At 47.7% G+C, this 13860-nt stretch carries 10 protein-coding genes; 8 read left to right on the top strand and 2 right to left on the bottom strand.

Going from position 1 to position 13860, the window contains the following annotated elements; genetic code table 11:
- Positions 1 to 2 precede the first annotated feature (2 nt).
- The 5 genes from citD to citC are packed head-to-tail and all read left to right on the top strand — an operon-like array spanning position 3 to position 4696.
- Positions 3 to 305, top strand: a complete 303-nt coding sequence (gene citD, locus BQ9856_RS03110) for a citrate lyase acyl carrier protein (RefSeq protein WP_077609663.1) — start codon at positions 3 to 5, stop codon at positions 303 to 305.
- A complete protein-coding gene (locus tag BQ9856_RS03105; protein ID WP_077609662.1) occupies positions 302 to 1201 on the top strand; it encodes an aldolase/citrate lyase family protein in 900 nt (299 codons plus the stop codon). The genes citD and BQ9856_RS03105 overlap by 4 nt, the downstream gene beginning before the upstream one ends.
- 1 nt (position 1202) lies before the next feature.
- Complete coding sequence (citF, locus tag BQ9856_RS03100) at positions 1203 to 2765, top strand: citrate lyase subunit alpha (protein WP_077609661.1); 1563 nt, start codon at positions 1203 to 1205, stop codon at positions 2763 to 2765.
- Between the two features lie 3 nt (positions 2766 to 2768).
- Entirely contained in the window at positions 2769 to 3701 is a 933-nt protein-coding gene (citG, locus tag BQ9856_RS03095; RefSeq protein ID WP_077609660.1) for a triphosphoribosyl-dephospho-CoA synthase CitG, read from the top strand.
- On the top strand, positions 3668 to 4696 hold the full coding sequence (citC, locus tag BQ9856_RS03090) for a [citrate (pro-3S)-lyase] ligase (protein ID WP_077609659.1): 1029 nt from the start codon (positions 3668 to 3670) through the stop codon (positions 4694 to 4696). Before citG ends, citC begins: the two co-directional genes overlap by 34 nt.
- On the opposite strand, the gene BQ9856_RS03085 is transcribed toward citC, so the two are convergent.
- Entirely contained in the window at positions 4686 to 5372 is a 687-nt protein-coding gene (locus tag BQ9856_RS03085) for a response regulator transcription factor (protein WP_077609658.1), read from the bottom strand. The two genes, citC and BQ9856_RS03085, sit on opposite strands and share 11 nt — an antisense overlap.
- 112 nt (positions 5373 to 5484) lie before the next feature.
- Between BQ9856_RS03085 and BQ9856_RS03080 the strand changes: the two genes are divergently transcribed.
- Positions 5485 to 7662, top strand: a complete 2178-nt coding sequence (locus BQ9856_RS03080) for an ATP-binding protein (RefSeq protein WP_077610019.1) — start codon at positions 5485 to 5487, stop codon at positions 7660 to 7662.
- A gap of 126 nt (positions 7663 to 7788) precedes the next feature.
- The gene (locus tag BQ9856_RS03075) at positions 7789 to 9126 is read left to right on the top strand and encodes a CitMHS family transporter (RefSeq protein WP_077610018.1); all 1338 of its coding nucleotides are present in this window, start codon (positions 7789 to 7791) and stop codon (positions 9124 to 9126) included.
- A 73-nt stretch (positions 9127 to 9199) separates the two neighbouring features.
- Here BQ9856_RS03075 and BQ9856_RS03070 read toward each other — a convergent pair whose 3' ends face one another.
- Positions 9200 to 9742: a beta-class carbonic anhydrase gene (locus BQ9856_RS03070; protein ID WP_077609657.1), complete on the bottom strand. Its 543-nt coding sequence runs from the start codon at positions 9740 to 9742 to the stop codon at positions 9200 to 9202.
- Between the two features lie 357 nt (positions 9743 to 10099).
- Between BQ9856_RS03070 and BQ9856_RS03065 the strand changes: the two genes are divergently transcribed.
- Positions 10100 to 13786, top strand: coding sequence for a fibronectin type III domain-containing protein (locus BQ9856_RS03065; RefSeq protein WP_077609656.1), 3687 nt, complete (start codon positions 10100 to 10102; stop codon positions 13784 to 13786).
- Positions 13787 to 13860: the final 74 nt, after the last annotated feature.

The following is a 13860-nucleotide window of genomic DNA, read 5'->3' as shown; positions in this document are numbered from 1 at the left end:
AAATGGAGATAAAAAAACCAGCCATGGCCGGTACATTGGAGTCCAGCGACTGTCAGGTGACCGTAGAGCCAGGTGATGGTAAAATCGATTTTGCGCTGGAAAGCGCGGTAATAAACCAGTTTGGCAACAGAATCCGGAAGGTGGTCATGGAGAACCTTAAGAATCTCGGAGTCGACAATGTGAAAATTACGGTTGTTGATAAAGGGGCACTGGATTGCACCATTAAGGCGCGTGTAGAGGGAGCGGTATCCCGTTCCACAGACCAGTTTGAAAATATTCTTTGGGGAGGCGGAACGAAACGATGAATCCGAATAAGAAACGGCTCAGAAGAACCATGATGTTTTTAAATGCCCAGAAACCGGGCCTCATTAAGGATCCGTACATTTATAAGCCGGATTCCATCATGTTGGATTTAGAGGATGCGGTCGCAGAGAACCAGAAGGATGCAGCCAGATTTTCCCTTTACCATGCACTGAAAGAGATTGATTACAGGGGCTGCGAGCGGGTGGTCCGGATCAATGGACTGGATACTCCCTACTGGAAAGAAGATATCCGTTGTGCGGTTGCAGGCGGCTGTGATGCCATCCGGATTCCAAAGACAGAAAGTCCTGAGGACGTAAAAGCAGTAGAAACGGAGATCCGGGCTGCGGAAGAGGATTTCGGCATTCCGGAAGGAAGAACCCTCATTATGGCTGCCATTGAATCCGCAAGAGGCGTGATGAAGGCGTTGGATGTCTGTGAAGCTTCCGGACGCCTGTTTGGAATCGCGCTTTCCGGCGGGGACTATACCAAAGACCTTCAGACTCATATCACCGGAACCGGAATTGAACTGATGGGAGCCAGACAGAACATGATCATTGCGGCCAGAGCGGCAAAGGTCCAGTGCTTTGATACGGTTTATACCGACCTTGATGATATGGAAGGCTTCCGGCGGGATGTGGAAACCATTCATTTAATGGGCTTTGACGGGAAATCCATTATCAATCCGCGCCAGATTCCGGTTGTCCATGAGATCTTTACGCCGACCCGGAAGGATATCACCTTTGCAGAAAAGGTCGTTAAGGAAATTGAGGACAAAAAGGCAAAGGGTATCGGAGTATTTACCGTGGACGGAAAGATGATCGACATTGCGTTCTATGACGGAGCTAAGAGAACCATAGAGCTGGCCAAGGCCTCCGGCGTGTATAAAGGAGATTTGTAAGATGATTAATGCAGTAGGGAGAGAGATTCCGGAAGAAATCTTAAAGCAGACAGGAAAAGAGCCCTTTATGGGAGTTCATCACTTTGATGGATATGAGTATAAAAAAGACGGCCCGGTCACGAAGTGTGTGATCAATTCGGAGGGAAGCAAGCTGGTGGACAGCATTCACGATTGTCTGGTGAAATGCGGGATCAGGGATGGCATGACCCTGGGCTTTCATCATCATTTCCGGGAAGGTGACTATGTGGTAAATATGGTGATGGAGGAGATCCATAACATGGGGATCAAGGATATCACCATCTGCGCAAGTTCCCTTGGGAAGGCCCATGACAAGCTGGTGGATTATATCGAGGATGGAACCATTGTGGGAATCCAGTCCTCAGGCGTCCGGGGGAAAATCGGCAGGGCCATATCGGAAGGCAAATTAAAGGGTCTGGCCGTCATGCGCTCCCACGGCGGAAGAGTCCGTGCTATTGAAACCGGAGAGGTGAGGATCGATATTGCATTTATCGGTGCGCCCACCTGCGATGACTATGGTAACTGCCGGGGCATCGGCGGAAAATCGGACTGCGGCGTGCTTTCCTATTCCATGGTGGATGCGGACTATGCCGATAAGGTAGTGGCAGTTACTGACTGTCTGGTTCCATTCCCCAACTTCCCCGCCCATATTTCCATGACGAAAGTGGATTATGTGGTAGTTGCAGATGAAATCGGAAATCCGGATAAGATCGCAACCGGGGCCGCAAAGCCGACCACGGATATGCGCAAGCTTATGATGGCCGATTACTGTACCCGGTTTGTTGTGAATACCCCTTATTTTAAGGATGGATTTTCCTACCAGACCGGGGTAGGCGGAGCTTCCATCGCTTCTACCGTTTCTCTCGCCAAAATCATGAATGAGAGAAATGTGCGCATGCGCTTTGGAGTGGGAGGCCTTACAAAGCCAATGTGCGACTTATTGGAGAACAATCAGGTCGATGCCCTTTTAGATACCCAGGATTTCGACCTGGATGCAGTGGAATCGGTCATCAATCCTAAGCATTTCCGGATCAGCGCAGGGGAATATGCCGATCCCTTTAATAAGGGTGCTGTTGTGAATAAGCTGGATTTCGTGATCCTTGCAGCATTGGAAGTGGATGTGAATTTTAACTGCAATGTGGTCGTGGGTTCTGACGGCGTGATCACCGGTGCCCAGGGCGGACATCCGGACACTGCGGCCGGAGCGAAATGTACCATAGTGATCGCCCCGCTGCTGCAGGGAAGGATTCCGGCTGTCTGCTCTGAGGTCACGACGGTCACGACTCCGGGCGAATCCATTGATGTGGTGATTACGGATTATGGCATTGCGGTCAATCCGGCAAGGCAGGATCTGATCGAGTGCATGAAAGACGTGGATCTGCCGTTTAAGACCATAGAGGAGCTGAGGGATATCGCATACTCCATCGTGGGAGAGCCGGAAAAGGTGCAATTTGATGATAAGGTAGTAGGGATCATTGAGAGCCGGGACGGAACTATCATGGATGTGGTGCGTAAAATAAAAGAGTTTCAATTTGCAGGAGAATAAACGATGCATGGCAGTTCTTGTGTGAATCCCCAAAAGACATTGGAAAAGACAGCTTTCCATATTGGGAACATGGCTTACCGGGCAATGCTTGAGGAGGTCTATACCTCCCCAAAGCCCGGGCTTGTGGATCTGTATTCCACAGGTGCCCATAAAGACATGGATGTTGCCGACTTTGAGCGGAGTGCGGCGGCCCTGGAGCCATATTTTGCATCCATGGCTCTGGAAGGCATGAGGTTTCCGGGCGCTCCCAGACTGCTGTTTGACAGCATCCGAAAGACCGGCCTGTCAGCGGAGAAGGCCATGTACAAGGCCACGGCCGGGGTGAATACCCACAAAGGGCTGATCTTTCACATGGGAGTCTTAAGCGCAGCTGCAGGGGCATGCATCCGCGCCCATGGAGCTGTGACCGCAGATCGCCTGATGGAAATGGAGCAGGCCATGGTAAGGGAGACCCTGATTAGAGAGGTGGAGGAAATGCGGAAATTTACCAGCAACGGGGAAAAAAACCTGCATCAATACGGGACCACCGGTGCCAGAGGGGAAGCCATAAGCGGCTATGCTTCCGTACGCAGGATCGCGCTTCCGGCCATGGCAAAAGGGCTCAGGGAGGGCCGGGACTGGAACCGGATCAAGCTGGAAACGCTGTTTATGCTCATGAGCCGGGTCGATGATTCCAACATCCTTGCAAGACACGATCCGGATGTCCTTTTTAAGGTCCAGAGTCTGGCAAGGGATTTCTTACGTGCCGGAGGGGCCTACAGGGACGAAAGCATGCTGGAACTGAAGCGCATGGATGCGGATTTTATAAAGAGGAATATAAGTGCCGGAGGGTGTGCGGATCTTCTGGCTGTGGCCATATTCATGGCGGAGCTGTTAAAGGGACCTGTGAAAAGGAGTATTTTATGGAATTTAAGAAGCTGGAAGGAAGGCCGTTAAAAGGGAAAGAGCTGGAACGGTTAAAGGATTTCTTAGACCGGAATGACTTGGATTATGACCAGGGGATCGAATACAGTGTATGCCTGCTTGATGAGGATGACCGGATCCTGGCCGCAGGCTCTGCGGAACAGAATGTTTTAAAATGCATTGCGGTTGATAAAAGCGCACGGGGGCTTGGCTTATCCGGGTCAATTATCTCGTGTCTTACCCAGTATGAATTTGAGAACGGCAGATCCCACATTCTTATGTACACGAAACCGAAAAACAGGGAAATGTTTGAGGATCTGGGATTTTATACGGTTCTTATGACCGAAGATGTCCTTTTTATGGAAAACAGGAAAAACGGGTTTGACGAGTTTGTGAACCGTCTGGTTTCAGAATCTCCGACAGAGGCTTTAACCCCGGGTATGGTGATCGGCTCCATTGTTGCCAATTGCAATCCGTTTACTTATGGGCACCGGTATCTGATCGAACAGGCCCTTAACTGCTGTGACTATGTCCATGTGCTGGTTCTTGCCGATAACCGAAGCAGCTTTGGGGCGGAAGAACGATTTTCCATGGTCCGGGAAGGAACCGGAGATCTTCCCCGGGCGATCGTCCATCAGGCTTCTGATTTTGTCATATCCGCAGCAACCTTTCCAACCTATTTCATGAAGGAAAAGGTCCATGCAGAAAGGGCCAACTGCCGTCTGGATCTGGAGCTCTTCGGCAGGCGCATCGCTCCGGCTCTCGGGATAACAACGCGCTTTGTGGGAACCGAACCGGTATGTGCCGTAACAGGTCATTATAATGAGGAAATGAAGAAGATCCTGCCCCTGTATGGAATCTCTGTGAAGGAAATCGAGAGGAAGGGTTCCGAAGGAGAGGCGATCAGCGCATCTGTGGTACGGAAATGGTATGAAAAGGAAGATTTTGAACGGATAAAAGGTCTGGTGCCCCAAACGACACTGGAATATCTGATAAACAGAAAAAAAGGCCGGAGGCCTATGGGTTGAACCGGTATCCCAGGCCTCTGACTGTTACGATATGGGCCGGCTTTTGCCGGTCCTCTTCGATTTTACTGCGCAGGCGGTTGATGTACACCATGATGGCATTATCGTCTACGGCAAAGCTGTTTCCCCACACATGCTCGTAAATCATGTCTTTTGTAAATACCTGGCCCGTATGCTTTAAGAACAGCAGCATCAGGCTGCTTTCTTTGGAAGAAAGAACAATCTCTTCTCCGTTTTTATAAAACCGCATGGTGGAAGTATTGTAGGTGAAAGGTCCGCATTCCAGAATATCCGAGCTGTCCAGCACCTGGTTTTTGTTGCGGCGGATCAGCGCCTTGACCTTGGCTCCCAGGACTAAGGGGCGGAAGGGCTTGGTTATGTAATCATCTGCGCCGAGAGAAAGGCCGTAGAGAGAATCGTAATCCTCGTTTCTTCCGCTTACGATCATGACCGGAGTCTGAACGCCCTGGCTTCTGAGCCGCTTGATGACCTCAAAGCCTTCCATATCACCCAGCATCACATCCATGAGGATCATATCATAGTTATGGTTCTTTAAATAATTCAATGCAGCAAGTCCGCTGTCCGCAATGGTGGTTTCCAAATCATTGCTGTGCATAACTTTCTCTAATAACTTACAAACAGCCGGATCGTCATCCACAATTAATACTTTATCAGACATAGCTTCCCCCAAATTAAAAATAATGTTGAAATAGATCGAAATAAGTCTAAAAATATTATAATATTAACCTGGAGACAAGTCAATGAGGAACAGACAAATGAGGGGCAGATTCATGAACAAAATAAAAGAGAATAAGAAATATGCGGCGGTATTCATGTTTTGTGCTATGGCAGCCGTACTGCTTATTTTTTGTTGTCTTGTATTCAGCATCTGGGAGGAATATAAAGAGGCGATCATAGACAATCAAAAGAGACAGATGATTTTGACGACCCAGACCATGGGAGAAAATTTAAAGGTTTTTATTGAAGGATATCAGGCGGACTTAAACACCCTGTGTTCCATGGAAGAAGAGAATTATAAAAAAACCGGGAGGAAGGATTGGAGCTTGCTTCAGGATTATGTCACTTATCATAACCGGTTTGTTTATGATGTCATTCTGGAGAATGAAGACGGAAAACTGTTAAAAAGCATCCATGGATATGGGGTAACACAAACCTATTCCGTGACGAAAATCAGCCAGGATGTAAGCTTTCGGCAGTGCAGACTGGAAAATGGGGAATTGTATCTGATTTTAAAGAAGAATCTTACCGACGGTAACTCCATTTCCGTTGTCATAAATGAAAAAAATTATTACAAGTCACTGGTTTCCAATATCCGCCTTGGAACCAATGGATATGTGATAATAAAGGATTCAAAAGGTATCATCCTCATTCACCCCCAGGAAAGCCAGTGGGGGATCAATGTAATTTCAGGCCGGCAGGAGATGTTTCCGGATAAGGATTTAACCAGCCTTCAGAAGATGATTGAAAAGCAGAACAGAGGAGAGGCGGGGGTCTCCGAGTACTATTCCTACTGGTGGACCGACCCGGGGGTGCCGGAAGTGAAAAAGATCAGCGCCTATTCCCCGGCTGTCATAGGAGACAGCTTTTTAGTGGTCAGTGCGGTCATTGATTACAATGATATTTATATCCCGGTTGCAGCAGGATTTTTTAAGCTGGGCCTGGTCTTTTTCGGAATCGTTGCAGTGGTCCTCGGAATGGTATTCTACATCGGGGACTTGCGGGTCCAGAAGAGGAAGGATACAGAAGAAATCGCCTATCTCTGGGAGCTTAATAAAATTTTGGAGGAACTGCATCAGAGTGAAGAAACAATTGCCCACCAACAGAGGCTTCAGGTTATGGGGACCATGACCGGAGGCATTGCCCATGAGTTTAACAACTTACTCACGCCGATCATGGGATATGCCGAACTGCTGATGCTTGATCTTCCCGGGGATTCGGAAAGCTATGACAGCGCATCGGAGATTTATGAGGCTTCCGGAAAGGCAAAAGAGATCATCCAGCAGATTTCTTCCTTAAGCAGAAAAAATATGGAGACCGCCTTTAAAAACATAAACGCTGAAAAGGTGCTGGGCCGTGCCATAAAAATGGTAAGCTCCGTGTGTCCGGCCCATGTTCATTTAAAGGTGGAAATTATATTAACCGATGAATGCTTTCTGGGAAATGAAACCCAGATGAATCAGGTCATATTAAATATTTGCGTGAACGCGATCCATGCGATCGGTCACAGGGAAGGAAATATAACCATTACGGGAAGCGAGGTAGGGCCGGAGGAATTAAAACAGTACAAGCTTTCTTCTGTTTCGGAAGAGTGGAATCATTACATCCGGATCGACATTGCAGACGATGGGGAAGGCATGAGCGAAGAGGTGCTAAAGCAGATTTTCGATCCGTTTTTTACGACAAAGAAAAATGGGGCCGGAACGGGCCTGGGCCTTTCTCTGGTAGAGCAGATTGTTCATTCCCACAAAGGATATGTTTTTGCCGAAAGCAGACTGGGAGAAGGCAGTGTCTTTCATGTTTACCTTCCTGTGAATGAACAGAAGGAGCAGGAAGGGCAGCAGGAAACAGAGGAGGAAAGCGGGGACCTTTTAAGGCTTCTGGTCGTGGACGACAATCCAAAGGTATTAAGACTGCTGGAAAAGAATTTTAACAGGCTTCATGTGCCCTTGATGGCCTGTATGGACTTTGAGGAGGCCAGGAGAGTTTTGAAGGAGCAGGAAGTGGATACCATTGTGACGGAGCATTATATTGCCGGGAAAAGCGGCACGGATTTCTGCATGTCCCTCCAGGGGCAATATCCGGACATCATCCGGATCATTATGACGGACCGGGTGACGAGGGAAATTCTGGAGGCCAAGAAACGGAAAATAATTGATGAATACATCGACAAACCGGTTTCCGATTCCGCCATTTTAAAAGCGGTAAAGAACTGCAAGGAAAGAGTATAAAAGAAAAGCCTAATCTTAATAACTTTTAATTTTTCTCTTAAAGAAATGAAAGAGAGAAGGAGGAAGGGTGTAAGGTTGGGCTTTTATACTGTTCTCATAAATAAAAAAATTGAGGAGGAAGAAAACATGAATGAGACAATGCTTGCATTATTGGGATTTGCAACCATTATCATGATCATTGTTTTACTGCTGAAAAATGTTACTGTTCCGGCACTGGCATTTATCGGTGTATCTACCATAAGTGCGCTGATCCTGGTCCTGACCGGAACCTTTACAGTCAGTGAAGTTGGGGATTTTATAAAGAAAGGGGTATCCGGGGTACACTCTACTGCTGCGCTGTTCATATTTTCCGTTCTGTTTTTCGGAATTATGACCGATGCGGGAATGTTTGACCGCATCATAAACGCGCTGATGAAAAAAGTGGGGAATAATGTGGTAGGTGTGGCATTTATGACCTGCATTATCGCCATGATCGGCCATCTGGATGGAGGCGGTGCCTCTACATTTTTGATCACCATTCCGGCCATGCTGCCTGTTTATAAGAAATTAAGAATGCGTCCGACAACGCTGCTTTTAATATGTGTCACCTCCATGGGCGTTATGAACCTGCTTCCGTGGGGCGGCCCTACCATGCGTGCGGCCTCCGTATTGGAGGTAGAAGCCAATGTCCTTTGGATGAAGCTTTTGCCAATGCAGCTGGTGGGCATCGTAGTTGCTCTGTTTACTGCGTTTTTCTGGGGAGTTGTTGAAAAGAAGAGAGGGGCCGGAATCAACAGCACTCTTGTCATGGAAGATACCGAAGCTCTGGAAGAAAGCGCTTCTGCCGCTGAAATCGGGGAACTGGCAAGGCCTAAGCTGTTTGCCTTCAACGTGATCCTGACATTATTTATCATTGTTTGTCTTATTTTCCTGCCGGTACCGTCTTATTATACGTTTATGATCGGATGTGTCGTTGCGCTTTTAGTCAACTATCCGGGCGCTAAAATGCAGAATAAGATCATTAAGTCCCATGCAGGCCCTGCCCTTATGATGGCTTCCACCATTCTTGCTGCCGGTGTATTCCTCGGAGTATTGGAAGACAGTGAGATCATGAACCATATGGCCAGTGTGCTGGCGGCATTCATACCGCAGTCCATGGGACACTTCCTGCCATTGATCATCGGAGTATTGTCCGTGCCGTTAACCTTAATGTTCTGTACGGATTCCTATTTCTATGGGCTTCTCCCGGTTTTGATCAGTGTGGGAAACAGTTTTGGCGTAGATCCTGCGCATATTGCAATCGCCATGGTGGTATGCCGCAACTGCGCAACCTTTATAAGCCCTGTTGTACCGGCTACCTTCCTGGGAATCGGCTTAGCGGGAGTGGAGATCAAAGACCATATTAAGACCTGTTTCCTGTGGATATGGGGAGTGAGTCTTGTTTGCCTGGTGGCTGGCCTTTTACTTGGTGTACTGTCTATTTAATAGAATCCTAAAATAAAATCCAAATTTAGAAACAGCGCCGGAATCTGATTCCGGCGCTGTTTCTATGTACGGATTAAGAGACCGGGTCCAGCCTGCCGCACGTAATATCCATTACAAAGCCCCGGATCACCACATTGGCCGGCATAAGAGGATGGTCCTTAAGCAGGGAGACTGAATTCTGAACAGAAGATTTCGTGTTTTCAAAGCCCTGGAACCAGGATTCAAAGTCCAGTCCTTCCTCTTTCAGCCGGAGTATGGTTTCCCTTGTAATGCCGCGCTGGATCAGATGGGTGATGATGGTTTCCGGGGATATGGCGGCTGCTCCGCAATCGGTGTGGCCTATGACCATGACTTCTTCCACGCCGAATTCCAGAACAGCGATCAACAGGCTGCGGATTGTGCTGTCAAAAGGGTCTGAAATCATACCGCCTGCATTTTTTATTAACTTTACATCTCCGTTATGGATTCCAAGTGCAGCCGGCAGAAGTTCTACCAGTCTGGTATCCATACAGGTTAATATGGCGAGCCTTTTTCTGGGATATTTGTTTGAAGCAAAAGGTTTATAAAAACCGCTGTTTACAAAAATATCATTGTACTTTAATATTTCTTCAATCATAATCTGCCTCCTTTTTATAGAATTAGATTCATGATAAAGGAAAAACCTTAATAAGGAATAAGATTCTGTCTTAAAGATTGTTTAGCTTTTTTCGTTGGTGCGCTTACTTGTTACAAAAAATGTCGAAAAATGTAAGTACTTAACCACAGAAAACTTAACTAAAAATAATTAAAATAATATAGTGGAAAAGTACAAAAAGTAAAACCATGAAAAGGGATACTTGTATAAAAATGCCAAATGAACTTATGGCTTATTTACAAAAAATGGAAAAGAGGTTAGAAAATAGTTGCTTAATTAATTTCCTCGCTGTAGAATGATTTTGTAAGCGCTTACACTACTATTTGGGAGGGCAGCAAAATGAATGTCATATTGAAACGGTGCAGGAAGGCATTATCGGTAATCCTTACCGTGGCCATGCTGTTTCCGCTTGGAGTATCGGGCGGGGGCATAGCATATGCAGAATTGTTCTCGGATTTAAATGGCAGAAATACAGCCACACCATCCGAAGCAGCAGCCACGCAATCCGAAGCGGATGCTTCCCAGGCTTATGGGGCTGTCTCGTTATTGGAGAAAGCGGCCACGCCTTCGGCTGCAATTGCCTCGGCATCCAATGCATCACTCCCGCTGATGGCTGAAAGCCGTTACAGCAGGTCGGAAGGAAGCAGCGACGTGACAAATGTAAGAGTACCTGAACTTGCTTATGATGATACATCCATTACTCTGGTTTGGGATAAGCCGGAGAATTATGCGGATGTGGCAAATTACTATGTATACCGTGATGATGCAAAGATAGGGGATGCGAGGAGCAGCTTTGCAGAGCATGCGGACTGGGCAAATACCTATATGAACGCTTTTTACGATTATTATGATGCTCAGGACATTGATATGGTGAAGGCGGATATCCATACCTTCCGGGCAGACGGGCTCACACCGGACACAAATTATACATTTTCCGTTGTGGCGGTGGATGCGGATGGGACAGAGCTGGGGGATAAGGCTTCCGTCACATGGTCTACCACAGGGACGCCGGAAGTATTCGATATCCGGGATTACGGAGCGGAGCCGGCAGAAGCAGGCATTACCTCCTGTGATGAAGAAACAGATGCCTTTATTGAAAAGAATACAAAAGCGATCCAGAGCGCCATTGATGCCTGTACCGAAGGAGGTAAGGTGGTGATTCCGGCCGGAATCTATATGTCAGGTTCTTTGTATTTAAAGAGTAACATGACTCTGGAACTGGAGGAAGGGGCGGTTCTTTTCGGTTCTCCGAATGTGGACCATTATGACCGGAACTACCTGCTGTATCCCTATTCCACCGATACCAGGTCCTGGGCTTTGATCAATGCCTACAGCGCGGATGAAAACGGAATGTTTGAAAATATCCGTATTGTCGGAAAAGGTACGGTTTATGGCAATGGGTGGAAATATGGCTCCGGAAGTACCATAAGCGGAGACGGTTATTCACCCGCTTATCAGGAAAGAAAAAGCGGTGACCCTGACTGGACAAAAGCAGATCTTCAGAAATATGCGCTGAAGAACTGGGTGGCAGGAAGCAACAGCAAGGTTTCCGGAAGCAGTAATTTTGGCATTTTGGCTAAGAGTGCTTTTGACAATGGGAAAAGTAATGGGTTAAGTAACAGTGAAGCCTATGCGACGAGGCCGAATCTGATTGTACTCCGCGGCGTAAATGGGGTTTATATCGAAGGCATTACGGCGGAAAATCCTGCCAATCACACCATTGCAGTCCTTGACAGTGAAAATGTGGTTTCTGATAATGTAAAATACATTACATACGATGCAAATAATGGGGATGGGATCGAACTTGGCAATACCCAAAATGCCATGGTTTTTAACAATTTTTTCGATACGGGTGATGATGCGGTCAATTTTGCCACCGGCATGGGAAAAGGCGTACTGGATACGGAACAGAAGCCATCAAGCAATATCTGGACCTTTAACAATTTTCTCCGCGAATGCCATGGCGGAGCCATTGCGGCAGGCAGCCACACCGGAGCGGGCATCGGTGAAATGCTGGTGGAGGATAATGTCTTAAACCACAGTGATATGCCGTTCCGGTTCAAAAGCGCCCCTGCAAACGGCGGCGGGGTATACGATGTCCTGATCCGCGACTGCGCCGTGGGGGATGCGAAACAGGTATTTACCTTCAGCACTTCCTATTCCGATGTAAATCAGACGGTAACAGTAGAACCGGCAGATAAGCCGGCGGAGTTTCATAATATTGATGCGTATCATATTACGGCAGATACCATTACAACGAATACGTTTGAAATAGCGGCATCTGTGGATTATGAAAAGATGTATCAGCCGTGGCATACCCACCACGATTTGTATTTCCAGGATATTACGTTTACAAATATTGATCCGTCGCTGGCAAAAAGTTCGGAAAAGCTGGCAGGTGTCTCCAATGCCGCCTTCCATAACGTGGTCATGAACTGGAAGGGGATCGAAAAAAATGATAACGATGCTGCGGCCTCCGATTATAAGGCGTGGGGATCCATAAACTTCTGCAATGACTTAAGCTTTACGGGAACCACGACCCAGTCCGCCGCTTCCTGTGATGCCATGGCAAAGCCGGTATGGCCGGATGATGTCCTGATGGTTGCCAGCGCATCGGAAGCTTCAAAGGGCGGATCGGAACGAAAGGTGAAGTTAAAGTGGCCTGCGGCAGAAGACGGGGAACAGGAGGCCGGCAGCGGAGGAATAAAAGGCTATATCGTAGAGACTTATTTAAATGATGAATTGATCGATGTTACAAAGCCTGTGACAGGTACGTCCTGTGAACTGGGAGGACTTTCTCCTGATACATCCTATGTATTTAAGGTATATGCGGTCGATGCTCCGGGAAACAGGGTCTTGGGGCTCCAATATGACTGGACCACATCCGGAGGAGAAGACCCGGAGGTAAAAGAACCCCCGGATGGCAAGCTCACATTCAGCGGGATCGGGTATACCTGGGGAACCGCCAGATTCAAATCGGCAAAGGCGGCGGATTCCAGAGTACGGGGTTACCGTGCCTATGTAAACGGTGAGCTGGCTTCTGAGGTTTATAATTACCAGCTTGAAAAACCGGAAGCGGATGAGATCAGCATGACCATCGGCCGCATGCTGGAGGACAGCAATGAAGTATATCTGGAAGCATTTACGGATTCAGACCAGACCTATAAGTATGAGGATGCCTCGGTAAAAACGACGAAGGCTTATGATTATCTTGCACCGGTATGGACCAGTGATGCGATAACGGTTTCTTCTGCCGGCAATGACATAATCCTGTCATGGAAAGAACCCAAGGATGAATCAGGCATTTACGCATACCGCGTTTATGCGGACGGGAAGCCTGTGTATGCAGCGGACGGGGACTATTTTAACCATGTCAACGGCGCTTATACAACGAAGGACACTTCCTGTACGGTAACAGGACTGAATCCGGCTGTGCATCACACATTCCGCGTGGAAGCAGCGGACCGCTGGTGGAAAGCCTTAAATGGGACCGGGCCGTTCCATTGGACCAACAGCGGCCCGGAAGCGGAGTGGAACGGAGCGGAACCTAATCCGAATCCGGCACCAACTCCTGAGCCTGAGCCGGCCCCGGGAAAGGATTCCGGCAATGGCGGTTCTGATTCTGACAGAGACTACGGCATAAAAACCCGCTCCGATGAAACAAAGGGAGACTGGCTAAAGGATTCAAACGGCTGGCGCTTCCAGAAACAGGATGGGACTTATCCGAAAGAAGAGTGGGTGAAGGTCCATGGAATGTGGTACTATTTTGGTCAGACAGGTTATATGACAACCGGCTGGAATCAGGTTAACGGGGTCTGGTACTTTATGGACCAGAGTGGTGCAATGAAGACGGACTGGATTTTGACGGACGGAAAATGGTATTTTATGAATTTAGACGGCTGTATGGCCGTTGGCTGGATCAATGTTCATGACAAATGGTATTATTTGAGTCAGACAGGAGAATGCCTGATGAATACGGTCACGCCGGATGGATATCAGGTTGATGAGAATGGGGTCTGGCAATGAGTTTGAGTGATTTGGATCCTAAAAGAATCCAGTATTTATGAGGGGTTCCAAACAAATTTGTTTAGGAATTGGCA

Source organism: Clostridium sp. Marseille-P2415, from assembly GCF_900155545.1.
Classification (GTDB): Bacteria; Bacillota; Clostridia; order Lachnospirales; family Lachnospiraceae; genus Lacrimispora.
Note: the sequence above shows the minus strand (reverse complement) of the source record. Positions and strands in the feature narration are given on the sequence as shown.

Excerpts from the sequence above, each read along its gene's own strand:
- citG (WP_077609660.1), top strand. The coding sequence starts at position 2,769 with ATGCATGGCAGTTCTTGTGTGAATCCCCAAAAGACATTGGAAAAGACA.
- BQ9856_RS03065 (WP_077609656.1), top strand. The coding sequence starts at position 10,100 with ATGAATGTCATATTGAAACGGTGCAGGAAGGCATTATCGGTAATCCTT.
- BQ9856_RS03085 (WP_077609658.1), bottom strand. The coding sequence starts at position 5,372 with ATGTCTGATAAAGTATTAATTGTGGATGACGATCCGGCTGTTTGTAAG.
- BQ9856_RS03105 (WP_077609662.1), top strand. The coding sequence starts at position 302 with ATGAATCCGAATAAGAAACGGCTCAGAAGAACCATGATGTTTTTAAAT.
- BQ9856_RS03075 (WP_077610018.1), top strand. The coding sequence starts at position 7,789 with ATGAATGAGACAATGCTTGCATTATTGGGATTTGCAACCATTATCATG.
- citC (WP_077609659.1), top strand. The coding sequence starts at position 3,668 with ATGGAATTTAAGAAGCTGGAAGGAAGGCCGTTAAAAGGGAAAGAGCTG.
- BQ9856_RS03080 (WP_077610019.1), top strand. The coding sequence starts at position 5,485 with ATGAACAAAATAAAAGAGAATAAGAAATATGCGGCGGTATTCATGTTT.
- BQ9856_RS03070 (WP_077609657.1), bottom strand. The coding sequence starts at position 9,742 with ATGATTGAAGAAATATTAAAGTACAATGATATTTTTGTAAACAGCGGT.
- citD (WP_077609663.1), top strand. The coding sequence starts at position 3 with ATGGAGATAAAAAAACCAGCCATGGCCGGTACATTGGAGTCCAGCGAC.
- citF (WP_077609661.1), top strand. The coding sequence starts at position 1,203 with ATGATTAATGCAGTAGGGAGAGAGATTCCGGAAGAAATCTTAAAGCAG.